Origin of the sequence: Allobosea robiniae (assembly GCF_900102525.1) — a bacterium.
GTDB lineage: Bacteria > Pseudomonadota > Alphaproteobacteria > Rhizobiales > Beijerinckiaceae > Allobosea > Allobosea robiniae.
In genome coordinates this window covers 106,248-132,264 of record NZ_FNBZ01000005.1, presented here as the reverse complement: position 1 = coordinate 132,264, position 26,017 = coordinate 106,248, and the positions used below count along the sequence as shown (strand labels likewise).

At 59.0% G+C, this 26,017-nt stretch carries 16 protein-coding genes; 15 read left to right on the top strand and 1 reads right to left on the bottom strand.

Translation table 11 applies throughout. The features are described 5' to 3' along the window. Positions 1-89: 89 nt before the first annotated feature. The 12 genes from BLQ70_RS15140 (at position 90) to BLQ70_RS15085 (ending at position 21,265) form a co-directional block, all read left to right on the top strand. Positions 90-2,024 carry a heparinase II/III domain-containing protein gene (locus tag BLQ70_RS15140; protein WP_170843425.1) on the top strand — a complete coding sequence of 645 codons (1,935 nt, stop codon included), beginning with the start codon at positions 90-92 and terminating at the stop codon, positions 2,022-2,024. Then, positions 2,011-4,011, top strand: a complete 2,001-nt coding sequence (locus BLQ70_RS15135; protein ID WP_170843424.1) for a heparinase II/III domain-containing protein — start codon at positions 2,011-2,013, stop codon at positions 4,009-4,011. Before BLQ70_RS15140 ends, BLQ70_RS15135 begins: the two co-directional genes overlap by 14 nt. A gap of 8 nt (positions 4,012-4,019) precedes the next feature. After that, entirely contained in the window at positions 4,020-6,215 is a 2,196-nt protein-coding gene (locus tag BLQ70_RS15130) for a tetratricopeptide repeat protein (protein WP_091858065.1), read from the top strand. Then, the gene (locus BLQ70_RS15125; RefSeq protein ID WP_091858062.1) at positions 6,212-9,106 is read left to right on the top strand and encodes a glycosyltransferase; all 2,895 of its coding nucleotides are present in this window, start codon (positions 6,212-6,214) and stop codon (positions 9,104-9,106) included. Before BLQ70_RS15130 ends, BLQ70_RS15125 begins: the two co-directional genes overlap by 4 nt. 425 nt (positions 9,107-9,531) lie before the next feature. After that, positions 9,532-10,647: a non-hydrolyzing UDP-N-acetylglucosamine 2-epimerase gene (wecB, locus tag BLQ70_RS15120; RefSeq protein WP_280140813.1), complete on the top strand. Its 1,116-nt coding sequence runs from the start codon at positions 9,532-9,534 to the stop codon at positions 10,645-10,647. Further along, positions 10,647-11,909 carry a UDP-N-acetyl-D-mannosamine dehydrogenase gene (gene wecC / locus BLQ70_RS15115; protein ID WP_091858058.1) on the top strand — a complete coding sequence of 421 codons (1,263 nt, stop codon included), beginning with the start codon at positions 10,647-10,649 and terminating at the stop codon, positions 11,907-11,909. The genes wecB and wecC overlap by 1 nt, the downstream gene beginning before the upstream one ends. 433 nt (positions 11,910-12,342) lie before the next feature. Continuing rightward, a complete protein-coding gene (locus tag BLQ70_RS15110; protein WP_091858055.1) occupies positions 12,343-13,326 on the top strand; it encodes a class I SAM-dependent methyltransferase in 984 nt (327 codons plus the stop codon). Next, positions 13,323-13,772 (top strand): hypothetical protein, encoded by a 450-nt coding sequence (locus BLQ70_RS15105; RefSeq protein WP_091858052.1) that lies wholly within the window; start codon positions 13,323-13,325, stop codon positions 13,770-13,772. Before BLQ70_RS15110 ends, BLQ70_RS15105 begins: the two co-directional genes overlap by 4 nt. A gap of 417 nt (positions 13,773-14,189) precedes the next feature. Further along, positions 14,190-16,694: a glycosyltransferase family 4 protein gene (locus BLQ70_RS15100; RefSeq protein ID WP_091858048.1), complete on the top strand. Its 2,505-nt coding sequence runs from the start codon at positions 14,190-14,192 to the stop codon at positions 16,692-16,694. Continuing rightward, on the top strand, positions 16,694-17,941 hold the full coding sequence (locus BLQ70_RS25375) for a hypothetical protein (RefSeq protein WP_139163553.1): 1,248 nt from the start codon (positions 16,694-16,696) through the stop codon (positions 17,939-17,941). The genes BLQ70_RS15100 and BLQ70_RS25375 overlap by 1 nt, the downstream gene beginning before the upstream one ends. Positions 17,942-17,952: 11 nt before the next feature. After that, entirely contained in the window at positions 17,953-18,468 is a 516-nt protein-coding gene (locus BLQ70_RS25370) for a hypothetical protein (RefSeq protein ID WP_139163552.1), read from the top strand. A 295-nt stretch (positions 18,469-18,763) separates the two neighbouring features. Then, positions 18,764-21,265 (top strand): glycosyltransferase family 4 protein, encoded by a 2,502-nt coding sequence (locus BLQ70_RS15085; protein WP_170843423.1) that lies wholly within the window; start codon positions 18,764-18,766, stop codon positions 21,263-21,265. A gap of 201 nt (positions 21,266-21,466) precedes the next feature. On the opposite strand, the gene BLQ70_RS15080 is transcribed toward BLQ70_RS15085, so the two are convergent. Next, positions 21,467-22,300, bottom strand: coding sequence for an ABC transporter permease (locus BLQ70_RS15080; protein ID WP_091858038.1), 834 nt, complete (start codon positions 22,298-22,300; stop codon positions 21,467-21,469). 402 nt (positions 22,301-22,702) lie between these two features. On the opposite strand from BLQ70_RS15080, the gene BLQ70_RS15075 reads away from it, so the two are divergent. The 3 genes from BLQ70_RS15075 to BLQ70_RS15065 are packed head-to-tail and all read left to right on the top strand — an operon-like array spanning position 22,703 to position 26,017. Continuing rightward, positions 22,703-24,010, top strand: a complete 1,308-nt coding sequence (locus BLQ70_RS15075) for a KpsE/RkpR family capsule polysaccharide export protein (protein ID WP_091858034.1) — start codon at positions 22,703-22,705, stop codon at positions 24,008-24,010. Next, a complete protein-coding gene (locus BLQ70_RS15070) occupies positions 24,007-24,786 on the top strand; it encodes an ABC transporter ATP-binding protein (RefSeq protein ID WP_244512031.1) in 780 nt (259 codons plus the stop codon). Before BLQ70_RS15075 ends, BLQ70_RS15070 begins: the two co-directional genes overlap by 4 nt. Before the next feature lie 28 nt (positions 24,787-24,814). Further along, positions 24,815-26,017, top strand: a complete 1,203-nt coding sequence (locus tag BLQ70_RS15065; RefSeq protein ID WP_170843422.1) for a KpsE/RkpR family capsule polysaccharide export protein — start codon at positions 24,815-24,817, stop codon at positions 26,015-26,017.

The following is a 26,017-nucleotide window of genomic DNA, read 5'->3' as shown; positions in this document are numbered from 1 at the left end:
TTACTGCGCAGCTTGCGCATGCCCCGGGCTGGTCACCTCCGCCTTTTGACGCTCTTGCATTTCGCGAGCGCGTGCGCGCGATGCCGATAGTGACCTTCGACGAGCTCGACACGACGCCAAAGCATATCGCAGGGCGTTTTGAAGTTGAACTTGACTTGATCATCGAGAACGGATGGGAACGACATGGTCAACACATGCCTTCGTTCAAAAGGCCGATTAATTGGTCAGGTTTCGATCGATCTTTTATGTTTCATTTGCATGCCTGGGAGCCGTTAACTTTCTTATTGAAGGGTGTGTGCACCGTTCGGTCAAAAGAAAAGGCAAAATTATATCACCGGGTTTCTCGAGATTATGCTTTGGATTGGGTGGATAAATTTCAAGTCCCCGTTCTCGGCGTGGCTCCGGAGGAGACGCTGTCGGAAGATTGGGTAGGTCGCCAGGGCTTTGCTTGGTACGACATGGCTGTAGGGCAGCGAATTTACCGGCTGGCTTATTTGCTGGAGCTGGAATGTCGCGATCCCGACGGTGATCCGGCTGTTATTGAAAAGCTGTATCAAGCACTTGCTTACCATCACGATGTTCTGCGTGTTGAAAGCTTCTTCCGAGCCCATTCCAACCATGGCCTCTATCAGGCTCTTGGTCAGTTGGCCGCTGCAGCCCGTTTTGCCTCCGTGGATGCGATGAGCCGAGAGGCGCGTCCCTTTGCCCGCAGCCGCCTGGCGCAGACCCTCGATCATCACTTTACCGCCGACCAGGTTCATAAGGAGCACTCGCCGGGCTATCACTGGATGATTCTCGGCAGTTTGATCGGAGCTCAGCAGACGGATCTGATCGACGATACTGAGACGAAGGAGCGGATCGCCGCGATGGAAACGGCGCTGGCCTGGCTGGCAAAGCCAGACTTTAGCTTGGCGGAGTTTGGCGATACAGACCCTAGACGTATAGCGCGTGGCAAGCTTACCGACGGAGCCAACTCGAATCTTTTGGCGCTGCGATACAAGTTACCTGCGCTTCAGGCGATTTTCTCAGCAGGGCGTATCGGCTCCCTGCCGCCAACAGGGGTGAAGGCTTTTCTTCAAGCGGGCTATGCCGTTGCGCGCTTGCCGCGCGAGAGTGCGGGGCCCCGTTTCGAGGACACGACATACCTCGCCCAGAAAGCGGCATTTCATTCTCGCGTTCACAAGCATGCCGATCACCTCACCTTTCTCTGGTTCGATCATGGCCGCGATATATTGATCGATCCAGGTCGGTACGCCTATGCGGGCAAGACCCGGCCTGAAACTGATTTGTATAAAAAAGGTTTTTGGTACTCGGATCCCAAGCGCATCTATGTCGAGTCGACGAGGGCCCATAATTGCGTTGAAATCGATGGGTGCGACCATCAGCGCACGGAGGTGAGACCCTTTGGCACGGGGCTTGTCAGCGCGGTCGAGCAAGCTGGCCTCGCCTTGTTCGAGTCCGCCGTTGTCCACAACCGCACAATCCGTCAAAAGCGACGCCTCATTCTGCGGCCTGGCCATTTCCTTCTCGTGCTCGACTGGCTGAACGATGGTGCAGGTGCCGAGCATTCATACCGACAATACTTCAAGTTTGCGCCAGAATGGGTGATCGAAGCCGAAAAGATGGGGTTTTGTGCACGCCATCCAGGCCGTGACTTGCCCGAGGAATACCGGGAGTCGATCGCACCGATCACGCTTAAGGTCGGCACGTTCTCCGCCGAAGCTGAAGCGGGCGCGGCCTTGCGCGGTCAAACCGATCCCGTCATGGCGGGGTGGGCGTCCCCGGCAGCCTATGCCATGGCGCCAGCGACCAGCATCCATTTCGTACAGACTGCCCAGAGGCGGCCGGCGCGCTTCGCGACTTTGTTCACATTCGGCGAAACATTGGCGATCGACAGTGTTGCGAGCCGCATGAACGCGTCGATGAGCGCGGCCCGTTTCGTCTGGAGCGATGACCGAGGTTCGAACACAATTGTTCTCCAAGCGGCTGAAGGAGGCTTCGAGGCCCGCTATGCCCTCAATTGACGTGGGGCTGTCGCGGCTAAAGGCCTGGCGCAAATTCTCTAAGCGGCAAATGCTCGCAGAGGTCGGCGCTGTGCGGGCCGTGCTCGCGGATCGGCCGGTTGCACCATTTGTTCCTGCAAGCTTGATGGCATTGACGCTCGGCAGCGATGCGTTTCGTTCGGCGGGAATGAATGTTGCGGCCGGCGGAACAGCGAATCTACGCGGCGAGATTTATGCACTCTCCGATCTCTCCGGAGAAATTGGAGTTCGACCCGCCAAAGCGCGCACGAGGACGGGCCGCATCTGGGTTGATTCCTGGCGCCCTATCGAATTGGCACTGGCTGGCTCGGGAGCGGATAGGGGTGGTGATGAACCCCTGGTCCGCATATGGGAGGCTGCGCGGCACTGGCTAGACCGTCACGACAATGATGTTGCTCTGCCATCTGCTGGCGTGTCCCTACCCACATCGGGTGAAGACGAAGATTTTGTGGGTCATAACGCAGCTCTGGCTGCCCGCTTCGAACTACTCGCTGAACTTGCTCACCGGCTGGCGAGCGTGACGTCAATCCACGAGCATGACTATGCGCGTCTACTGCGAGCTTTGCTGCGCCACGGCGAAATGCTCGCCGAAGACAGGAGCTTCAGTGCACATAGCAACCACGGAATGTTACAAACCTTGGCTCAGATTCGTGGTGCGGGATGTCTCGTCGGACTGGAGGCGGCCTCGCCGGTTTTGTCCGATCTCGCTGCAGCACATGCTGAAAGCGGGCGTAAACGCCTCGCTGCGATGATCGAGACGCAATTTGCTTCCGATGGCGGGCATCTCGAGCATTCGCCGAGCTATCATCTGGCGCTTGTCGCTGCGCTTGAGCGCCTTGCTGCGGGAGGGAGCGCCGATGGCGCCGTCTCTCCCACCGATCTTGCCTTGATGCGGGCGGCGGGTATGACGATGGTCGATTGTGCAGGCCAGATTGCTGAGATCGGCGATACCGATCGCGATTTTCCTCTCCCAAGGATATTCCTTGCGCCGATCCAGGCTATAGCCCCCACGGCTTTCGCGCTGCCGCAAACCGGCTACTGGATCGTCAAGGGTAGGCAGCGGGAACATAGCGTCTATCTTGCTCAGACTGCGGCCTTTCATTCACGCGTTCACAAGCAGGCGGATGCAGGTGCCTTTCTCTGGCGTGAGGGGGGGAAGGATATACTGATCGATGCAGGCGCATATGGTTATGTCGGGCGCACGGCGCTTGACGATCCGGCTTTTCGACAAGGCTTTTGGTATGCCGATCCGCGTCGGCGCTATGTGGAGATGACGCGCGCCCACAATGCGTTCTCCCTCAATGGCCTCGACCAACCACGCTATCGTAGTGTGCCGTATGGCTCGGGGCTGATCGCCTGGGCGGAGGGCGATGGTGTCTTCGCTAGTGAGACGAGCATTGCCAATCTGCCGCGTGCGCAGCATTTTCGCATCCTCGTTTATCGTCCGGCCGATTGGCTTCTCTGCCTCGATGGCTATCGGGCGAACGCTGAGGCCCCGGTCTTTGGCGATCAGTATTTTCAGTTCGCCCCGACCTGGCGGGTGTGTGCACGCGAGCCCGCTGCAGTACGCCTTCGTCACACAAAGGGAGCCATGCTACATGTGACAAATGTCTTCAACGGAGCGGTTTTCGATGATGACGCTTTCGGTCGGGGTGATCCGGAGAAAGACGACGCTTCAGCGCTCTGGGGCTGGCATGCTTCAGGTCATATGCAGTTCGAACCTTGTCCGGCCTTGCGTTTGCGCGCCACCGGTTCCCATGTCGTTATGGCGAGCCTGATGACGTTTGACGAGCCGTCGCGGGTGGCGGGCGACTTCAACGTCACGCGCCGGCGCATCCGTGTTCGCTGGGCGGCTGGAGACAAGTTTCGCGGGCTGACGATCGATCGTGCGCCGGACGCCGAACCCAGCATGCGGCTGCAGCTCGCCTATGCGGAACAGTCCGCGCGAAGGGAGTCGGAGAGATATTGACGGGGTTGATGAAGGACTTGATCGGGCACCTTCTGGGCAGGCTTAGCGCGCGTGGCATTGTGTCGAGGCCGAAGCTGGGAAGCGACAAGCCTGAAAGCGCTATCTTGATCGAGGAGGCCGATGGCCTGCGCGATGCCGGACGAGTGGCAGAAGCTGCGGGTTATTACGGGCGAGCGTTGGCGCTTTCCCCCGAGCGCGCTGATCTCGCTGTCCAGCTTGGCAACATGCGCAAGGATTCAGGCGATTGGGCGGGGGCTGAAACCGCCTATCGCTACGCCCTTGAACGCCGCCCTGACGATGCCGACACCTGGCTTCAATTGGGACGGGCATTGAAACTTGCCGGTCGTAGGGCTGAAGCCGAGGCTCCGCTGCGACGAGCATTTGCCATCGATCCGACAGGGGATGATGCCGCCCTGGAACTTGTGGCTCTCGGCTTCGAGACGGATGGGCCCGGCAACGCATCCGATCTCCGCTGGAAACGCATGGTAAGCGCACAGGAGATGGCGGTCGAATTGACTGCATTGCGCCAGCGCATCGACGATGTCCTCGCTCGACTGCCTGCTATTGCAACCCTGTCCGCTGTGCCCTTTCATCGCTACGATATCCTGCGGCAGGTTCAGGACCTGCCGGCACCGCCAGCTTCGCCTGGCGGCCCGATCGTCCTGCTTGTGGATGCCGAAGCGGCCACCGCCGAAGCTTTCGTTGCCTTACTTGCAAGCCTGAGAGCCCAGCGGGATGAGCGATGGCATCTCGTTGCCTGCGTCGGTTCCGGTATGCGCGCCGAAGCGGTTGCTCGTGCGGCCGAACTCGACCCTCGCATCGTTGGGTTGGCGAGCGGCGCGCCGATACCCAGCAAGATCGCGGGAGGCTGGAAGCTGCATTTGGCTCATTCCCGCTTCCTCCATCCCGAAGCGGTCGGTTGGCTGATCGCTGCGCGTGAGCGTTTAGCTCAGCTAGGTCGACCCGTCGCCATCTATTGTGACGAGGAGTTTGGTGAGCTCGATGCGGCGTCAGGGCAATTCGTTCCTAAAGGAATTGCACTTGGTGCGGGGTGCGATCCGCTTTTCGAGGCCGTTTGCCCGTCGGCCGGCCGTTCGCTTTTCGTCCCGCCGGTGCTTGATGCGATCGCCGACAGCGTCCGGGGCGGAACAGAAGAACTTCATACATTGCGCCTGCAGTTGGCGCGTGAAGGTAAACTCGCTTACCTGCCGGTACCCATAGTCCGCCGGCTCGGCAAAACCGAGCTGCCGTGGGTCAGGTCCGGCGACCGCGGGATGCACGACGACCCGCCTGCAGACCGTATCGACGTCATGATACTGAGTCGCGACAATCCTCAGGATCTTGTTCCTTTTGTCGATAGTCTGGTGAGATTGGCCTCAAGGCCGCAGGACGTTTCGATCCACGTCGTCGATCATGCGAGTGTCCGCCCCGATACGAAGGCGGCGCTCGAAAGCCTCGCAGTCCGCCCAAATGTTCATATTCAAAGAAGTGACGCTGCCTTTAATTGGGCGCGCCTGAACGCCCAGGCTGCTCTCGGTGGAACGGCCTGCCTGCTGGTTTTTGCCAATGACGATATGCGCATGTCGACCGCCCGCTGGGATGACGCTCTGCGCCGGGCCTTTGCCGATCCGTTAGTCGGGGTGGTTGGTGGGCGCCTTCTCTATCCTGACGGCACCATTCAGCATGCCGGAGCGATTGCCGGCTGGCGCGGTTCGGTCGCCAACGAAGGTGTTGGACAGCCTGGCTCCGAGGCGGGCCCTGGTGGACGGTGGGCTGCGCCGCGTGAATGTGCCGCCGTTATTGGCGCGTTCCTCGCGACCCGGCGTACCTTATTCACGGAGATCGGCGGCTTCGACCAGGTCGAGTTGCCCATCTCCCTCTCGGATACCGACTACTGTTTCAAGGTTCGTGCCCAGGGCTACAAAGTCGTCTATCAGCCCGAGATCGAATTGGTTCACCATGAAGGTAAGACAAGGGGGCGCGATCATGAGCACCCTGAGAAAGCTGCTCGGCAGCAAGCAGAGCTAGCAGTCATGCGTCGCCGGTGGGGGAGGGGGCTCGACATCGATCCCAGCGTTCATCCGCTCTTTCTTGATGAGATCGAACCGTTCTGCCTGATCCGCTTTCCGAGCGCTGAGCGGTTGCTGGATCATTTATCGCTTTCTGCAGACCCAAGCCGATGGCGCCTTGAGAGAGTTGCATGAAGCCTGACGCAAAGGGGGGGGCGAGATCGCTGCGCCGATGGTTTCGGCGCGGATTTTCTGCATTCTGGTTTGGACGAGCGCGAGGGACTGCCGAAGCGCTTGTGGCATCTGCAGACGCCGCCCGGGATTCCGGTGACCCGGCCAAGGCCGCCACGTTGTATCGGGTGGCGCTCGCCCGGCTACCGGATCGTGACGATCTTCACGTGCAGCTAGGCAACATGCTTAAGGATGCAGGTCAGTTTCGTGAGGCAGTGGAAGCTTATGCCGGTGCTCTGGCTCTGCGCGTTACCGCAGACACTCACCTCCAACTTGGGCGTGCTTTCCGCCTTGCCGGTGAGGTTGCTCGCGCCCGCGTGGCTCTTGTCGAAGCTTCACGTCTTGATCCGGAGGACACCGTTGCAGTCATCGAACTTGCTAAGCTGCCTTTGCAAACGGCACAGCACGCCTCTTCCGCGGTGCGAGGTCAAGGCGCGGTGGAGCACCGCGACGGTGAATGCGTAACAGGGTTCGCGTTCAATGCGGCCGAGCCTGGAAAGCCGCTTGAGATCGAAGTCCTCATTAACGGCGACCGGTTGAAGTGTATCCTTGCCGACATCCCGCGCCCCGATCTTACTGCCCTGTGTCCTGGCCTTGTTGGCGGAGGGTTTCGGCTGTGTCTGCCTCCCGGTCTTGACGGGGCTACCGTGGAATTGCAGATGACGGATGGGGCAACTCTTGCCGGGGGGGCCTTCTGCGCCACGACCTCCGCGCGCCGCCATCTTCAAGCCTATGCGATGCAGCGCGCCATGGAGGGCCGAGAGATTGCCGTGGTCCTGGTGCTGGATAGCTCCTCTGCGGTTGCCCGCGCTGATATCGAAGCTCTGCTTCAGGCAACTGCCACAAGTTCGGAGCTTCGCACCAAGTTGATCCTTGTCGAGCCCGACGAGGCCAAAAACTCTGCCGTTGTTGTCGATCTTTTTGAAGAGCGGAGCCACAACATCGTTCATCTGGTCGCCCATCCCGGCGAGGCGGCCGTCGCACTTGCAAATCGAGCGATCTTGGCGGCTCAAGGCAAAGATCTTGTCTGGCTGGCTCCCGGAGCAAGAGTTGGACCAAGCTGGCTCGGCGGATTACGGGCAGCCGCTTACGCGCGTGCCGAGGCAGCTGGAGCGGGCGCCGTCTCGGCGGCTGAAGGTCCTTTTGCGCTGCTTGCGCCGGCTGATGACCCTCTTGCTGCTGCCGATCCATCGTCAGCTTCTCACGCCGCTGCGATCTTGCGAGCAAGCCGCCTCGTTCGCCACGCCAGTGGCGCCCATCTGCCCGATCTGCCGGCTGTCCAGAGTTCGTGCTTCTATTATCGCGCCGATGCGCTCGCTGAGATCGGTTTCTTCGAGGCCGAAGTTTTTCACGCTGATATCGGCGCAGCCCATCTCGATTGGTGCTTGCGTGCCTTTTTGCGGGGGCGCCCCGTCGTTCTCGACGATCGCACCTACGCTTCGCCTGCGCGTGCGGCCGGCTCAGATCCCGCCATGCTGCCGGATTGGCGCGATCTTACGCTCCGACATGCCGAATTCGACGGTGCTGCCGACCGGTTTGCCAGCAATATCGTCGTGTCTGATGTGCGCAGGCGCCTTGTCGGAGCGCTACGATCGGCTGCATCCGCTGAAAGCACCGCACCGCGCGCACTTTTCGTCGTGTCCACACTGACCGGCGGTACGCCGCTGACGAATAGAGACCTGATGGGCGGCCTCGAAGGTATTGTCGAGCCGTGGTTGCTTCATTGCGATGGGCGGACTTTGCGACTGTTCAGAGCTTTTCCTGAAAATGACCGCCTTGAAGACTCCTATACTCTTGCGAATCCGATTGCATTTGCGCCTCACCGTTCGAGCGAGTACGACGAAATCGTCTGGACGTGGCTTCTGAGGCGACATTTTGAGATCGTCCATATCCGCCATCTTGCTTGGCACGGACTCGCATTGCCCAGACTTGCCTCAGGGCTCGGTATCCCTGTTGTCTTGTCTTTCCACGATTTTTACGCAGTTTGCCCGACGGTGAAGCTGATTGATGGTGAGGGGCGTCATTGCGGCGGTCTGTGCACCGATGGCTCGACACCTTGCGAGCCGGACCTTTGGCCGGGTGCGGCGCATCCTCCCCTGAAGCATCGTTTCGTCCATCAATGGCGTGCAAACTTCGCGCACGCCCTGTTGCCCTGCTCGGCTTTCGTGACGACGAGCGCTTCGGCTCGCGATTTGCTGATTAGGTCCCTTCCGCAACTTGAAGTGGCGCGCTTCGCGCTGATTCCTCACGGTCGGGATTTTCCTTTGGCGCAAGCTCGTGATCCGAGCCTGGCTTATGCGGGGGGGCGGAAGCTGCGGTTGCTGACGATCGGCAACCTGACCCCGGCCAAGGGGCGTGATCTGATTGAAGCGTTGCTCGAAGCAGATCGAGGCGCTCAGTTCGAAGTGCATGTATTGGGCGAGTGTGATCTACCGGAGCGCCCTGGTTTGCATCGACATGGGCCGTTTCGTCGTGACGATTTGCCCGCTCTTCTCAACGAGTTGAACGCTGATATCGGGCTCGTCCTATCGATTTGGCCGGAAACATGGTGTCACGCCTTGACCGAAATGTGGGCAGCGGGGCTCCCGGCCGTGACGCTCGATTTCGGCGCTACGGCGGAACGGGTGCGCGGTAGCGGTGCCGGCTGGGTCCTCGAGCGTCCCGACCCACAGCTCCTTTTGGACCTGCTCTCTACTCTTGTTGGCGCACCGGAACGCCTTTCTGAGGCAGCTGAGGCGGCGCGCGCCTGGTGTCGGGGGGAAGGGGCTCGGCTTACAACGGCGGCGATGGCTGCCCGTTACGGCGAGCTCTATGTCGAGATCGGCGCGAAACTCGATATCGCCGGCACCCGATAATGTACGGAAGCTTCGTGTTCCTGACGGGGCTTTCCTTTAGTCAGTCGTCAAAGGTCGGGAGACATCGTCTATGTGTTGTCGTTCTATGATTGAAATAAAATCTAGATTTCTGTAAGATAAGGTTTGCTGTATAGGGCTGTTTTTCGATTAAGGGAATGTAATTTGTCTTGATTAAAGATACCTAATCGAAAAAATAGGCGAAACTAAATTCCCCGAATTATTTCTGGTTGGAAAGTCATATCGAGTTTCAAGGCCAAATTTTTGATCTCGAATGAGGCTGTGGTCAAAAAGGCACGGCGTGACTTTTAATGCCGCTGCTGAGCGAAATGTCGTAAATCCCTGATGCAGGTGATAGAGCGGTCACCTAGAGCATCTGAGATTCGAATCGGCTTTGATAGGAGAGCAAAGTGACCCGGAGGCCATTGGTGCTCGTGGTTTTTGGTACGCGGCCAGAGGGCATCAAGATGATGCCGGTCGTCAAAGCTTTGCGTGCCTCTTCGGCTCTTGACGTCAGGGTCGCCGTCACCGGGCAGCACCGCTCCATGCTTGATCAAGTACTTCAGGCGTTTGGCGAGAAAGCTGATGTCGATCTCGATCTTATGACGCCTAACCAGAGCTTGGCGCAAATCACCGCCCGCGTCATGACGCGGATGGGCGAGGTCTTTGAGACCGAGCGTCCGGCGATGGTGCTCGTTCACGGCGATACAACATCGGCGATGGCCGCGGCGACTGCTGCCTTCTACGCGCGCGTCAGGATCGGCCATGTCGAGGCGGGGCTGCGATCCCATGATCTTCGAAATCCATGGCCGGAGGAGTTCAATCGCGTCGCAATCGATGCGATCGCCGATCTGCTTTTCGCTCCCACGGAGACTGCTGCCGAAAACCTTAGGAGGGAATACACGCGGCCGGATGGCATCCTGGTGACTGGAAACACCGGCATCGATGCTGTGCTGCAGATGGCAAAAATCCTCGAGGCCGACGCTGCGTTGGGGATGACGCTGAGTGAACGATATGGCTTCCTCGATTCTGACAAGCGTCTCGTGCTTGTGACGGGCCATCGGCGTGAGAGCTTCGGGGAAGGATTTGAGCGCATATGCTCAGGACTGGCTTCGATCGCCGAGCGTGATGACGTGGAGATTCTCTATCCGGTGCATCTCAACCCGAATGTCCGCCGCATCGTTTCGGAGCGTCTAGGTGCGCGCGCGGGGGTCCATCTGATTGACCCGGTTGAGTATCGCGACATCATCTATTTGATGAAGCGGGCCGCGATAATTCTGACGGATTCCGGCGGGATGCAGGAAGAGGCGCCGGCTCTCGGCAAACCGGTTCTCGTTATGCGTGACGTCACCGAGCGCCCGGAGGCTGTTGCGACCGGAGTTGCCCGTCTTGTTGGGACGGATCCCGATGTCATACGTCGGGAGGTCGGCAGTTTGCTTGACGATTCCCAAGAATATAGCCGCCGTGCTCGGCCTGTCTTCCCGTACGGGGACGGCGCGGCAGCGCAACGTATTGTCGAGCGCCTTGAGATGGAGTTGGCGTAATGAGCCAAAAGAAGATCTGCGTAGTTGGGTTGGGCTATATCGGCCTGCCGACTGCAGCCATGTTCGCCAGCCGCGGCCACGAAGTTGTTGGCGTCGACATCAATCCCGATGTTGTCGAGAGCCTGAATGCCGGCCGCGCTCATTTCGAGGAGCCTGACCTCGGTATGCTGATGGCGGCCGCGGCTCAGACCGGGCGCTTTCGCGCGACCCTGGGGGCGCAGGAATCTGCCGATGTTTACATCCTGGCCGTCCCAACTCCGTTCAAAGATGGGAACAAGCCAGATATGTCCTATGTCGATGCGGCGACCGACTCGATCATTCCGCTCTTGAAGGCAGACGACATCGTCATCCTCGAATCGACCTCTCCGGTTGGGACAACAGAGCGCATTTGCGATCGCATCTGTGCAGCACGCGCCGATCTGCGGACCCCTCGCTTCAAGGAGGCGGGTTCCCCGGGACAATTGCGCATCGCTCACTGTCCCGAACGCATTCTGCCTGGACAGATGATCCGCGAGCTTGTCGCCAACGATCGTGTGGTTGGTGGTATCAGCGAGATGTGCGCCGACGCGGCGCGGTCGGTGTACGATAGTTTTGTCAAAGGTCAGACGTTTCTGACAGACAGCCGCACGGCTGAGTTCGTCAAGCTGATCGAGAATTCGTATCGTGACGTCAATATTGCCTTTGCAAACGAGATGTCGATGATCTGCGATCATCTCGATCTTGATGTCTGGGAGGCTATCAACCTCGCAAACAAGCACCCCCGCGTGTCAATCCTGCGGCCGGGACCTGGAGTTGGCGGTCATTGCATTGCCGTCGACCCCTGGTTCGTCATCGACAGCGCACCCGAGCAAAGTCGGGTTATTCGCCAAAGTCGCGAGGTCAATCTCGAAAAGACCCGTTACGTAACGGAAAAGATTGAGAAGGCTGCCTCGCGCTTTCGCGACCCCGTGATCGCCTGCCTCGGCGTCACCTATAAGAATGATGTCGAGGATTTGCGCGAGAGTCCGGCCCTCGAGATTATCGGGCACTTGGCTGCGAATTCGCAGCAGAAAATACTCGTTTGTGACCCGATGGTGAAAGTGCTGCCGTCAAGCTTGGCCGATCACGCAAACGTCTCGCTCGTCGATCTCGACACAGCGCGCGCCGAGGCGGATATCATCGTCTGTCTTGTGGGGCACCGTGCCTTCCAGCGCCTCGATCCAAAGCTATTCTTCAATAAGGTCGTGATCGATACGATCGGACTCATGTATGACCGCGCTTGACCGCGCAATGTGAGCAAGGGCCTGTGTTGCCACGTTCGGGACTGGGGCGGTGTAAGCGAGCGGGTTATGCTGTAATCTCGATGCGGCTTCCGGTTGTCCACGCTGCGCATGCAAGGCTGACCGGAACACAGACACAACCGAAAAGGGGCGAGCCTGTAAATGAGGTTTTGACTGGGTTCGAGTGTGTCTGGAACCTTCGAAATATAATGTGAGAACCTGCGACTGAGGACTTCGCTTGCTCGGTTTTTGGAAGAGTTGCGGCATACCTTTGAGCTTGACCATTAGGCTATAAAGTGGGAGCTAGCTTCGCGAGCGTGGTGTGGTGTTTTGCGTGTTGCTGCGTGGGCCGGGTCAAACTGTCGACAGTGACAGTGTTGACATACCTCCGCATCCGCTCGAGATCCGAAAAAGGGGGTCTTTTATCGTGGCTTATATGAATTTCATTGAGATGTACGCTCGGGACGTCAAAAAGACTCCCGAGATTCTGCTTTCTGAAACGCCGCTTTCATTTCCGGTTAGCACCAATGAGCGCGGTGAGGCTTTTGCCTCGCTCCTCGACCAGCGATTCGATGTCGATTTTCGGAGTATACGCGCGCTGGATGTCGGCTGCGCCTATGGTGGATACGCGCTTGCGCTGGCCGATCGGGGTGCGCAGGTGGTTGGCATCGACGTCAGCCCAAAGTTGATCGAGTATGCCAAGGCGAATGCCAGTGGGGTCCACGACATTCGTTTCGAGGTTCACGATGCTGCCGGGAGCTCACTACGGAGAGCGTTCCCGCCAAAGTCGTTCAACCTTGTTATCTTGAACGATGTTCTTGAGCATATATACGATACGACAACGCTGTTTGAAACGCTCGATTATCTTCTTGACGATGATGGAGCTGTATACTTTAAAGTTCCGAATGGGATGTCGCCAAGGTTCATCCTTTCGGAGGGGCATCGTAAGATATTTGCGTTAACTCTGCTGGATCCAGATTGTTGGTTTTACCTTTACCCGAAGAGGGCTTCGATATTCTACAGGCCTTTTCCGTATTTTATGGCGCTTTTTTCACATTTCGGCTTCAAGCAAATGGAGTTGTTTGACGACGAAGATGTCTTGCGCCGTTTCACAGCCCAGAAAATTCGTAGGCAAATTAAGTCGATCTTTGAAAAGTCCCGCGATTTCGCATACCCGGGCACAGACATCGCTCGACTGGCGCGAGAGCGTATCGTTAAGTTCCGCGATGATTTTGACAATGACGTCGCCACGCGGTCGGATGATTTTGTTAAATTGAAGTACGGCTCCTACTTTTTTACAGGCGCTGCCGCTCGTCGTGAATCTGCGTTCCGGCCCAAGCAGAGGCTGATAGTTGAGAGCTTCCCACCTCTGGCGGTGCATAGCCCGGAAGAGGCGGAGCTTGATCAGGGCGTGGCATGAGTCTGGGCGAGGTTTTCCGTTCACTGGTCGGCCGGCCGTCATCGCGCCGGTTGGACAGTGATGGGAGGCTGCGACACGCGCTGTCGCTAATCGAAAACCTCGTGGCTGAGGCCGATGCATTGCGAGATGCGGGGCTTTGCGCTCAGGCGGCTGAAGGCTATCAGGCTGCCCTCCGCATTCAGCCCGCTCGCAATGATCTACGGGTGCAGATGGGGAACATGCTGAAAGACAGTGGAAGCTGTGAGCGCGCAGCGGATGTGTACCGTATCGCGCTTGCGTTCAGCGTCGGCGACGATGTGCGTGCTGACGTCTTGTTGCAGATGGCTCGGGCGCTTGATCAAGGCGGACGGAGAGGGGAGGCGCGGGACGCCTATTGGCAATGTCTCGGCATTGCCAAGGGCGAATGTGCCAATGTTGCTGCGGTCGAGTTGGCAGCTCTTGGCTGAAGACGAGGCTTCAGCACCTCGATTGAAGTGAACTCTGGAGCGCGGATGATAACTGGTAAGTCAAGTGCTTGAGCCATAGCCGCGCCTCGGAGAAATGAGACAACGGTTCAGAGGCTGGTATAATGTCCTTGGCAGGTGTATGCGCCACTGCCGATCGCGCGGTCCCTGCTGTGCCTGAGAATACTGGGTTAACGTACCATGACGGATGAACTATCTAGAAATTTCCTCGAATCTCCTTCGGGCGATACTCTGATTGCCCTCGATATGCGCGTTCTAATCAAGCTTTTGAATACCGAGCGGCGCCTGAGGCTCGAGGCTTTACGGGAGCGGCTGGCTGGGGCTCTCGATGCTGCGCGAGATGAAGGCACCGAGGATCCTGAATGGGACGTTCAACCGTATTCTATCGGGAGGTAGCCTTTGATTGCGGCGATCGACATGTCCGTCAGTGCCGACGTCGTGGGATGTCTGGAGCGGATCGACTGCCAGAAGGTGGTGGGTTGGGCGTTCGACCAGGCCAGGCCTGACGCGCGGATCGAGGTGGAGGCGCTGAGTGGTGACGAGGTGATCGGCCGGGCGAGGGCGGATCGTTATCGAAAGGATCTTGATTTCGCCTGCGTCGGCGATGGCGCGCATGCTTTCGAGATCGTGCTGGAAAGAGCTCTCTCTAAGTCGGAGACAGTCGAGGTTCGGCCCGTAAGCTCCGTTGCGAACCTGCCTTCCATTCTTCGACGAGCGCGGCCACCGGAGGGTCGAATCGACGGGTTACGCTCTGGCCGATTGATTGGCTGGGCACATGGCGAGGATTATGCGCCGGCGGCTATCGAACTGCGCCTTGACGGCGTGCTCCTTCTGGAATGGCCCTGCGGCTTGGAGCGCGATGATCTGCGCCGGGCTGGCATCGGCTCGGGTAAGCATGCCTTTTCCATACCGATTGGGCATATTGTCCAAGGTCGTGTTGAGACGCATCGGCTGCGTCTGACAATCGCAGGGGCAGGGGTCGATTTGGCTTTTCCCAGCCATCTTGTCGAGGTCGACAATGCCATCGTGGTCGGCGACGCGATGCTGTCATTCAAGCCCTGTTTTCCTGGCCCGCGAGAAGCGCGCGAAGGTCTGATCGAAGGCTTGCGTTCGGCTGCACTGGGGCGCCGGTCTACGGCTGGCGAGCAGCCTGTGCGCGTTTCGGCAGCTCTCCTGCAAAGTTTACTGGATCGGTTGTCTGTGCTGGAACAGTCCAGGCAGCAGACATCGGGCGTGGCTTCCTGGGCTAGTCGGGGCGCTCAGAAGCCGAGGCGGACTGGCCGAGGTCGGCGCGTGCGACCGCAAGTAGAGCGCGATTTCGCCAGCGTGCTCGATGATCTCGCCAATGCCATCGAGCATTTGACCGATAAGGCCTTTGATAGCTGGGCTGATAAGAATTTTCTCCCGGCTTGGCTTGCCGTCATTGAACAGCCTGCCTGCTGGCAGGCTGTTCTTGGAGACGAGAGCCGTATCAAGTTACTGCGAAGTCTTTCGAAGATTTTGCGTCGCTACGATTTCTTGGAGGCGGCCGCTGTCGCCTACGAGAGATCGCTGCTCGTCGCCGGGGCAGTAACCGTGCAGCAGTCACGGCACGCAGCCCTGCTGTCGTCTTGGACGGATCGCTCGCGGCTTGCCAGATTGCCATCTGCACCTGCGGTTCGGCTTTCGGGTCTCAAGCGTCGTGGTCTCTACGTTCTCTGGCGCAGCCCGCCTTACGACAGTAACGGTTACGCGATGCGCTCGCATTACCTGCTGCGGGGATTGCAGGCGGCCGGCGAGGACGTGCTGGCGGTTACTCGCTTCGGCTATCCCTGGGATGCGGAAGGAAAGCGGCCCGCCGAGGCAGCCGTCGAGGAATGCGACGGCGTAACCTATGCACGGCTCGGAGGGCCGCTCGCCAATCGAGGCACGATGCCGCTGACGAGTTATGTCGAGGAATGTGCGGAGCGGATTGCGCATCTTGCCGCTGCGAGCGGTGCCGACATCATTCACTCGGCCTCGAACTGGCTGGCGGCCTTGCCGGCCTTGCGTGCTGCACGGCTCACCGGTCTGCCGTTCTGCTATGAAATACGCGGCCTGTGGGAAGTGACGCACGCCTCGTACGAGCCCGCCTATGAGAAGAGCGATCAATTCGATCTCTTTTCAGCGATGGAGGCGCATGTTGCGCGCCACGCGGATCTGGTCTTCACGATCACGCATCAGGTTCGGGAGGAGATGGCATCGCGCGGGGTTGACGTTTCGCGGATGCGGATCGCCCCGAACGGCGTCGAGACGGCCCGTTTCCACGATCTATCGCGGGACATGGCGCTGGCTGACGAGCTCGGCATCGGTGGACGGCTCGTCTTCGGCTATATCGGCACCTTCGCCAAGTACGAAGGGCTCATGGACCTCTGCCGTGCGGCGGTGGATCTTGCGGGGGAGGGCCTCGATTTCCGCCTGCTGCTGGTCGGCGACGGGCCGGTCTACGAGGAGGCGCGGGCCTTCGTCGCCGCGAATGATCGGACTGGGTCGATCGTATTGACGGGGCGCGTGCCCTTCGCTGAGGCGCCGCGTTATTATTCCCTAATCGACGTTGCGGTTTTCCCGCGCACACCGACTCGGATCACCGAGATGGTCTCGCCGCTGAAGCCGTTCGAGGCGATGGCGATGGGCAAGCCCGTGATCGGCTCGGACGTCGCGGCCATCGCCGAAATCATCCAGGAGGGGCGGACGGGCTGGTTGTTCGAGAAGGGTAACCTTGAGGCTCTGAAGGCGGCGTTGCGCAAGGCAGCGGCGAATCGCGGCGGCCTTGCGGTCGTGGGGGCAGCTGGGCGAGCATTCGTCGAGGCCGAACACGACTGGAAGATCATCGCGGCCCGCATCGCCGAAGGCTGGCGCGATCTGCGCGCCGGAAAAAAAATGTGATGCGCAAAAAAAGCGGCATGATCGGTGCTCTTGCGTGGCTAGTTGGCCTCGCGCTTGCCGCTTCGGCTGTTGGGCAGACACCGGAGCTCTCGAAAGGGCAGAGCGCGAAAGAGATTGAAACCGTACTGTTGGCTCGGGCTTTGGAGAGCGCCGGCAAATATGCGCGACCGACATTGTATCGCTTTGCTCCGCAGAGGCGGTCCGATGAACGGGCTGCCTCGACGGTTGCCGTTACAGCCCATTTGCTGCTTGAAGCTTATCGAGCTGGCGGTGGGGATAAATTCCTTAATATGGCCCGACAAGCGGGCGATGATCTGCTCGTCAATGCCGATCTCGACAATGATGGCAAGATTGGCTGGGGGCGCTTTTGGTCGCCCGCCGCAGGAACAAGCCGTCCGGGCGACGGATCCAATACGACATTTTCGCGGAACTGCACTCTGCCACGCAACGGGCCATATGCCGATGAGCTCTATGATGATGCTCGGATCGGCCACTTTCTGCTCGATTTGCATCAGGTGACTAGCGAAACGCGCTTTTCGGACGCGGTGAAAGCGATGCTCACAGCGACCTGGAACCTTGGTGCGCCAATACCTGGCGGTGGATTCTACTATTTCAAGACGAAAGGGCCATGCGACGCTGGCTTTCATGTCAAGAACATCAATATGATGATGGCGGCAGTTCTGGCGCTCGCGAATTCACAGGAGCCCAATCCGCGCTATGCTGAGCGCCTTGCGACCTTGTTGCGGGCAGAACATGACGAACTGAACGAAGCGCAGGGCTCTGCCAATCTAGCTTATTATGGACGCGGCGATGACCGCGTTACTGAGCGTGGCGGCTATATTTCTGTGGCTCAGGTGAATGGCTCGAAGGGCTGGCGTTGCCGGGTCGATACAGGGTCCGGCAATAGCTGTTTTGAGCATTTGGGTCTGGAGGCACGGGCTCTAGCGTTGATCGGCGCTGTCGCGCCGAAGGCTCTCCGGCGGGCGGGACTCGGTGCGGCTAAAATTCGCGAGGTTATGGCTGCGGCCGCTTCAAGAGAAGCGGAAAGCTGCCAAGGCGGTGGACGCTGGCCTTATAGCGCAACCTTTTGCGCGGCCTATCATTGCGCTCTGCGCCAGGTTTTGCCAGCCTCTGCCGCGCTGTGTCTCGATCGGACCAGTGATCCCAAAAGCTGGACACAAGATGTCACGCTTGGCCTGTTTTGGGGGCGACCAAACGGTGTGCTTGGCTTGGCCGAAGGCCGATGAAAGGGATTGGAATGTATCGCTGGCTCGCTGGGATTTTCCGAGGGGTTGGCGCCAGCATCCATGACTGGATCCCGAAATCGGCGCGTATCGCCGCCAATGGTCAAGGGCTTGATGATGGTTCAAGGAGCCGTCCGGCCAGCGAGCAGGACGCGGTGATCACGGCCGACGCTTTACGTGACGCTGGTCGCTATGCTGAGGCGGCCGAAGCTTATGCTGCTGCTCTGTTTCTCATGCCTGTTCGTAACGATCTTCGTGTCCAACGCGCCAACATGTTGAAGGACGCTGGGCGATTGAAGGAAGCCACTATTGTTTATCGTGTCGCGGAGTGCATTGAACCGGCAGGGCTGGCGCGTGCCGACATTCGCTTGCAATGCGCTCGCGCATTGCTGAATCTCCAAGATCATGGTGAAGCGGCGGCGTTCTACCAAGCCGTTATCGCCGAAGCTCCGGAGCAGGAGCTAGGCATAGTTGCCCAAGCCGAACTCAATCGCCTTCGTCTTCTGCATCTCTCTCCGTATTGGCTATGACTGATCGCCTTCACCTTTCCGCTCCGTCCGGCTCGATGACCGTTTCATTTCTGGACGCGCCGGCGCCCGCTAAGCCAATTCCCGTCGATGTCGAAACTTGTCAGGAACTGCTCGAGACCCAACGGCGTCTGGCCATGTTGATTGCCCGCGAGGAGTTGGATCTACTTCTAGACAAGGACGTGCCTGCCACGGAAGCACCATGAGCCGAGCAACGCCTTCAGCCTCGGCGTCATCGCCTGCTTTCGGACAGAGGGGCAGGCAGGCGCGTGCGCGCCTTGTCGGCCGTCTCGAGGCCTTGGTCGATGGCGTTTGGACCGGTTGGGCTTTTGATCCGGATGATCCCGAGACAAGGCTGTCTGTCGAAGTTTGGTGCGGCGATCGATTGTTGGCCGCAGGCCGGGCAAATGTGTTTCGTGAGGATCTGAGACTCGCAGCGGTGGGCGACGGCGCGCACGGCTTCGCTCTTCACTTCGATGGCCTTCTTCCGAAGGGAGCGATCGAAGCGCATATCGCAGGAAGTGTCGTTCCTCTGCCCACTAGTCTGACGCATTCCGATATCGCGTCGAGAGGGGCCATTGAAACGGTATCCGATGGGCGGCTCAAAGGCTGGGTCCTCGGGCGGTGGGGAGCGGCTGTTCATCTGGCGATCGAGCGCGATGGGAGGCTGCTATTTGCCTGGCCTTGTGCGCAATCTCGGCCGGATAATGCCGCAGTTTGTGGATTTGATATCCCACTCGCTGCGTTCCTGGGACCTAGCGCGAGACTCAACGATCTCGTCTTTCGCATCCACGGGACCGATACGACGCTTGCCCTGCCAGAAAGCGTAGCTGCCCTGGAAAACCAGAATCTGTTCGACCCTTGGCTGCCTGACCACAATCTGCATGACCTGACGAGGATGGCGCAGGTGGGCGGAGGCAGGCTGCCAAGCAGCAGCGGGCGTCGGCTGGGGCCTCATTACGCCGATGCTCGCGCGGCAAGCCACGCGCTGATCCAGGGATTGGAGCGGGCTGCATTAGGCCATCTCTCGCCGAAAGGCGGAATGCCTGTGCTTTTTGGCCCCGAGTTCCTTCAGGAGACGCTCGATCGACTGACCGCCCTCCAGATGCGTCTTCGCGCTCTGAAGGCCCAGCGCGATTGGCAGCAGGTGGCGCCCGCGAAAGCATCGGTGCTCAGCGAAGTGGCGGCTTCCTCGCAGGATACTCAACTGACAAAGGTTTATAAGGCGATCGCGGCGAGAGCAGCTGCGATCGGGCATGACGCGCTGATTGCAGAGATCATAGAGCAATTTCTGCCGCTTTATCTTGATCATCCCGAAGAGCGTGGCGCTATAGCGCGGCTCATCGACGATGAGGTCGATCAAAAAATGCTCAGCGCGTTGATGACGGCGGGGCGGCGCAACCATCTTATCGACCTTCCGATCGAAGCGTGCCGTCGTAAGCTTTGCTTGAAGAGCCCTGAAACGCTCGAGGAGGCGCGCCATTTTGACGTCATCGCGTCCTGGGCGCGACGAGATTTGCTGACGGAGCTGCCGGCAGCGCCGGCTGTCCGGCTTTCTGGCCTTAAGCGTCGTGGGCTTTATGTTCTCTGGCGCAGCCCGCCTTATGACAGTAACGGTTACGCGATGCGCTCGCATTACCTGCTGCGGGGATTGCAGGCGGCCGGCGAGGACGTGCTGGCGGTTACTCGCTTCGGCTATCCCTGGGATGCGGAAGGCAAGCGGCCCGCCGAGGCCGCGGTCGAGGAATGCGATGGTGTCACCTATGCCCGGCTCGGAGGGCCGCTCGCCAATCGTGGCACGATGCCGCTGACGAGTTATGTCGAGGAGTGTGCGGAACGGATTGCGCATCTTGCCGCTGCGAGTGGCGCCGACATCATTCACTCGGCCTCGAACTGGCTGGCGGCCTTGCCGGCCTTGCGTGCTGCACGGCTCACCGGTCTGCCGTTCTGCTATGAAATACGCGGCCTGTGGGAAGTGACGCACGCCTCGTACGAGCCCGCCTATGAGAAGAGCGATCAATTCGATCTCTTTTCAGCGATGGAGGCGCATGTTGCGCGCCACGCGGATCTGGTCTTCACGATCACGCATCAGGTTCGGGAGGAGATGGCATCGCGCGGGGTTGACGTTTCGCGGATGCGGATCGCCCCGAACGGCGTCGAGACGGCCCGTTTCCACGATCTATCGCGGGACATGGCGCTGGCTGACGAGCTCGGCATCGGTGGACGGCTCGTCTTCGGCTATATCGGCACCTTCGCCAAGTACGAAGGGCTCATGGACCTCTGCCGTGCGGCGGTGGATCTTGCGGGGGAGGGCCTCGATTTCCGCCTGCTGCTGGTCGGCGACGGGCCGGTCTACGAGGAGGCGCGGGCCTTCGTCGCCGCGAATGATCGGACTGGGTCGATCGTATTGACGGGGCGCGTGCCCTTCGCTGAGGCGCCGCGTTATTATTCCCTAATCGACGTTGCGGTTTTCCCGCGCACACCGACTCGGATCACCGAGATGGTCTCGCCGCTGAAGCCGTTCGAGGCGATGGCGATGGGCAAGCCCGTGATCGGCTCGGACGTCGCGGCCATCGCCGAAATCATCCAGGAGGGGCGGACGGGCTGGTTGTTCGAGAAGGGTAACCTTGAGGCTCTGAAGGCGGCGTTGCGCAAGGCAGCGGCGAATCGCGGCGGCCTTGCGGTCGTGGGGGCAGCTGGGCGAGCATTCGTCGAGGCCGAACACGACTGGAAGATCATCGCGGCCCGCATCGCCGAAGGCTGGCGCGATCTGCGCGCCAGGAAGAAAACATGGGAATAAGCGCGGCCGTGTAACGTCTACCGGCTTCGATTGCGGCAGTTCTCTGCGCTTGAGGAAGGGCATTTCACCGCTTGCAGTACTTTGGCGAATTACCACTTTCTGGAAGGTTAGTTTACCAGGGTGCTGATAAGGCGTGTCGACCTATTAGTTCTGCCATTGGATAGCGGTGTAAGACAAGGGTATTTTGATCGCCGCTAATCCTTATCTGGTTTTCAGCTTTTTTCGCGACGAATTGATGCCCATAATGCCAATAAATATCACAAATACAGACCACAATAAAATGTAATTTATATCATAATGTGTAGAGATTTTTTTTCCAAAGATGCCCGCTCTGATGATCTCATAAATATGAATCATTGGAACCCACAGAAGGTATTCTTGATATTTTTTGGGAATCCAAGAAACCATAAAGAATATTCCAGAGATAGGCAAAAGTAAATATTGAATCGGCTGTATGAGATTCTCAATTACTTCGGACTTCTCGGACAAGCTAGCGGTAACGCATCCGACTCCAAAGCCGAATAGGCACATTAGCAGCCAGCCGGTTAGCACAAGTGATGGGTCGGCTATCCAATCGAGTGCTCCGACGGAAAGCAAAAGGAAGTAAACGACGAGACCCGCTGAGCTGACGCCGGCGATATCTGTTAGCGCGCGCGCGACCATGATATCGAACACGGTGATCCGACGGTGGTAGAGAAGGCCAAAATTCCCGGAGAGAACACGGGGGGCTGTCGAAAGATGGCGCCATAATGTCAACGGAATGTAGCTACTAAAAACGAACGCAGCTATCGGAACGCCGTGCCCGGACCGATGAAGAAGTGTCCAGACAGCCATCACGCCGCTGACAAGGAAAATCGGTTCCACGACCAACCACAAGAAGCCCAGATTGCCGCGGCCGTATCTGGCCATCACATTGCGGACGATCAATGCGGCGATAACTTGAAACTGGATCGACAGCCTAGTGACGAGTCGGGGCTCGACCGATACCGGAGATCTCGACGAGCGGCCGGAGGTTTCGGGGGGGGGCGGCTGCATTGTTCCTCGTTGAATGGGGTTTCGTCCGACCCCGTCAGGAGTATTCCACGAAAGCTGTCGAAGCGCTGCGAGAGCGGAAACTTAAGGTCGGGCGGCACGGATGTCGAGTGAGTGGTTGCGCCCTTCGCCAACTGATGGCGTTCTGTATCGGTCCGCTGGTTCCCCGCGGGATAGCCGTAAAGATCAATTCATGCCGTGGTCGCAAACGGTGGTGTGCGGTCGGCTGCGCCGGCATCCATCTTCCCGTTGCGGCGTGACGTTGAGCATTCCGTTGCTGGCGCGGCTTCTCAAGTGGGTGCCGATCGATACGCGACTATCTTGGTCATGACGAGTTGCCTGGAAATCTGATATGCGTAGTTCGCACTATTCGCACTCTTTTCATCAGCGGGCGATAACCGACGTATGCTGAAGCGCTTCAAACTACCGCAGATTCAGGAGCTTATCGCGACGCGCGTGAGCTCTGCGCGCAAGCAGGTCGCAGCTCATCGGTCGGTTCAGGCGCCGCCACCCGAATACGTAGTGCTGCGGCCGTTGCGCTCGGCTGCTGTCCAGGGTGGTTACGATTTGTATGGCGGCATGCTGCGAAGGCGGCGTTGGACCGATATTGACGGCATTCTCGGCTGGGTCTTGCTGGTTGTGCTGCCGATCCTCTGTGGAGTGTTTTACTTCGGCCTGATAGCGGCCGATCGCTATGTCTCTCAGAGTGAATTCATAGTCCGCAACACCGAAAGCCCGGGGGGCGGCCGGCTGGCTTCGATGATCTCGGCCCAAGCTGGTGCCGCGTCGTCGACTAGTGGCGGTGCAGGCGATAGCGATTCGCAGGTTGTCGTGACCTTTATGAAGTCGCAGGACGGCATGAGCGCGATCGATGAATCTCTCAATCTCCGCAAGGTATTCTCCCGGGGCGAAGCCGACTTCTGGGCGGTCTACCCTGGGCCTTTCCGCGGCGACAGCGAGTATCGCCTTAAGCAGTATTTCTCGCGCATGGTCAATGTCGACTATGATCCGATGACTGGTGTGGTGAAGCTGACGACCGAGGCTTTCCGTCCCGAGGACGCAAGGGCGATCAGCGAGCACTTGCTGTCGAGAGCGGAAGCGCTGGTCAACCGGATGGATACTCGCACCCGGCAGGATGCGATACGGGCGGCCTCGGATCAGGTCGCCGCGGCCCATAAGGAGATCGTCGAGGCTCAGGCTAATCTGACCGCATTTCGCCTGCGCGAGAAGATGATGGACCCTGTCGCGATGTCAGGCGTTGTCATCAAGACGATAACCGAACTCGCGACGCAAAGCGTGGCGCTCAAAGCGCAATTGTCAGACCTCACCAAGACGGCTCCCGCAAGCAATCAGGGGGCAGTGTTGCGTAGCCAGATCGCTGCAATCGATGAGCAAGTCGCTGTACAACAGCGCAAGCTAGCGGGGCCGGACGGATCGATGACGCCCGCTCTTGCAGAATATCAGCAATTGAGCCTTCAACGCGAATTCGCTGACCGGATCTATACCGCTGCATTGGAGCAAGCGGAAACGGCAAGGTTGCAGGCGTCACGCCAGCACGTGTTCATCGAACGGATTTCTGGGCCGACGTTGCCCGATTACGCGATCGAGCCGCGGCGCCTGCTGCTGATCGCGCTGGTTGTCATAATCGCTTTATCTCTGTTCGGGATCGTGAGATGGGTTGCCCGGGATTCGCGGGCTCATCACGGTCGATGAACATGGCGCATCAATCGGGGTGGCTGCAGGATCTCCAGGCAGGCGTCAGGCGCCGTCTGGTGCTGTGGCATGGCCGCCCTCGAGGCGGTGCGCGAGGGGGGGAAGAAGCAGAAGCCCGTCCTCAGGCGGCAATCGTTGCTGACGACATCGTCATGGAATTCAATACGGAAATCGGTCGACGCCGGGTCCTCGATGGTATCTCCTTCGAAGTTAGCATGGGCGAGCGGTTGGCCATCCTCGGCCGCAACGGCGCCGGCAAATCGACCTTGATCAGCCTTTTGTGCGGATTGCAGTTTCCGAGCAGCGGGATCATTCACCGTGGCCTGTCAATGTCGTGGCCCATCGCGATTGACGGCGTGGTTCAAGGCGAGATGACCGGCTATGATTATGTGCGGTTCATCCTGCGAATATATGGTGTCCCCTTCGAAGAGAAGCTGGATTACATTCAGGCATTCGCGGAGTTGGGCCGGCAGCTTCATCTGCCGATGCGATTTTACTCTACGGGCATGCGCGCGCGGCTGGCCTTCGCGCTATCCTTCGCCATCGATTTTGACTGCATTCTGATCGACGAGGTTCTCGCGGTCGGAGACCAGCGCTTCCACCAGAGATGTTATGATGAGCTTTTCGTGCGTCGAAAGCATTGTGCGATGATCGTGGCAATTCACGACGCTGGCTTCGTCCGTGAACATTGCACGGCGGCTCTGGTTCTGAAGGGCGGCCGGGGGCGGGTGTTCCACGACGTTGACCTCGCAACCGAGATTTACGCTTCGCTCTGACGGCGCGTGCCGCAGGATGCAGACCAAAATGAGCCAAGATCATTCGTCACGTATTGTCCCGTTCCGGGATGCCTCGCCGCCCGCCGAAACTGCTGTGGCTCGTCCAGTGCGGAGGCCTTTTCGGCTCGCGAAACTGCTGCCCTACAAATGGTTTGCGCTTCTAGTCATCTTGCCGACCGTTTTGACCAGCCTTTATTATGGCTTGGTCGCTGCCGATCGCTATGTTTCCGAAGCTCAAATCGTTGTTCGCAGGGCCTCCGAGTCAGCCCCAATGGGAGGACTCGCTTCATTTTTGAAGACGACGGGCCTCTCCGGCGGGGCTGATGAAACAAGTTCGGTGCAGGCCTACCTTGTCTCTCGCGATGCTTTGAGCTCACTTAGCGTCAGATTGCCGGTCAAAAGCTACTTTGACGTACCCCAAGCAGATTTCTTGGCACGATGGCCATCCTGGATCTACGGCGATTCGGACGAGGAGTTCTACCGCTATTACAAGAGGATGATAAGCGCGATACCCAGTCAGGAGACCGGCGTCCTGACCGTGACGGTCGAAGCGTTCGATCCTGCTGCTGCAAAGCGGATGGCGGTGACACTGCTCGATTTGGCTGAGGAGATGGTTAATCGCCTCAACCAGCGTGTTCGGGCCGATGCAATCAAGACTGCCGATGAAGAAATGACACGTGGCGAGGAGGCTTTGGTCGCGAGTCAGGTTGCCTTGACTCAGTTCCGCAACCGCGAACTCCTACTCGACCCGCAGCAGAATGCAGCGTTGCTGACGGAGCTTATCGGCAAACTGAATACGGAACTGGCGACGACGATGGCACAGGCCGAGCAGCTGCGGCAGGGAGCCTCCAACAGCCCGCAGTTGGCGCCATTGATAGCGCGAATATCTTCTCTTCGGCAGCAGATCGCATCTCAAAGCGAGCTGATCGCGGCCAGTGGCACGGGACTAGCCGACAAAGTTGCGCAATATGAGCGCTTGGTTCTGCAGCAGCAGTTCGCCGCGCGACGACTTGCCTCGGCGGTCGCTTCGTTGACTGTGGCCCAGACGGAAGCACGGCGTCAGCAAGTCTTTTTGCAACGCATCGTAGAGCCCAATCTGCCAGACAAATCGACGGAGCCAAGGCGATTGGGAAATTCCCTGACCGTGTTCGGCTGGTCACTGCTATTTTATCTCGTATTTTGGACGGTTAGCAGCGGCATTCGGGAACATTCCGCATCGCATTCAGCATAG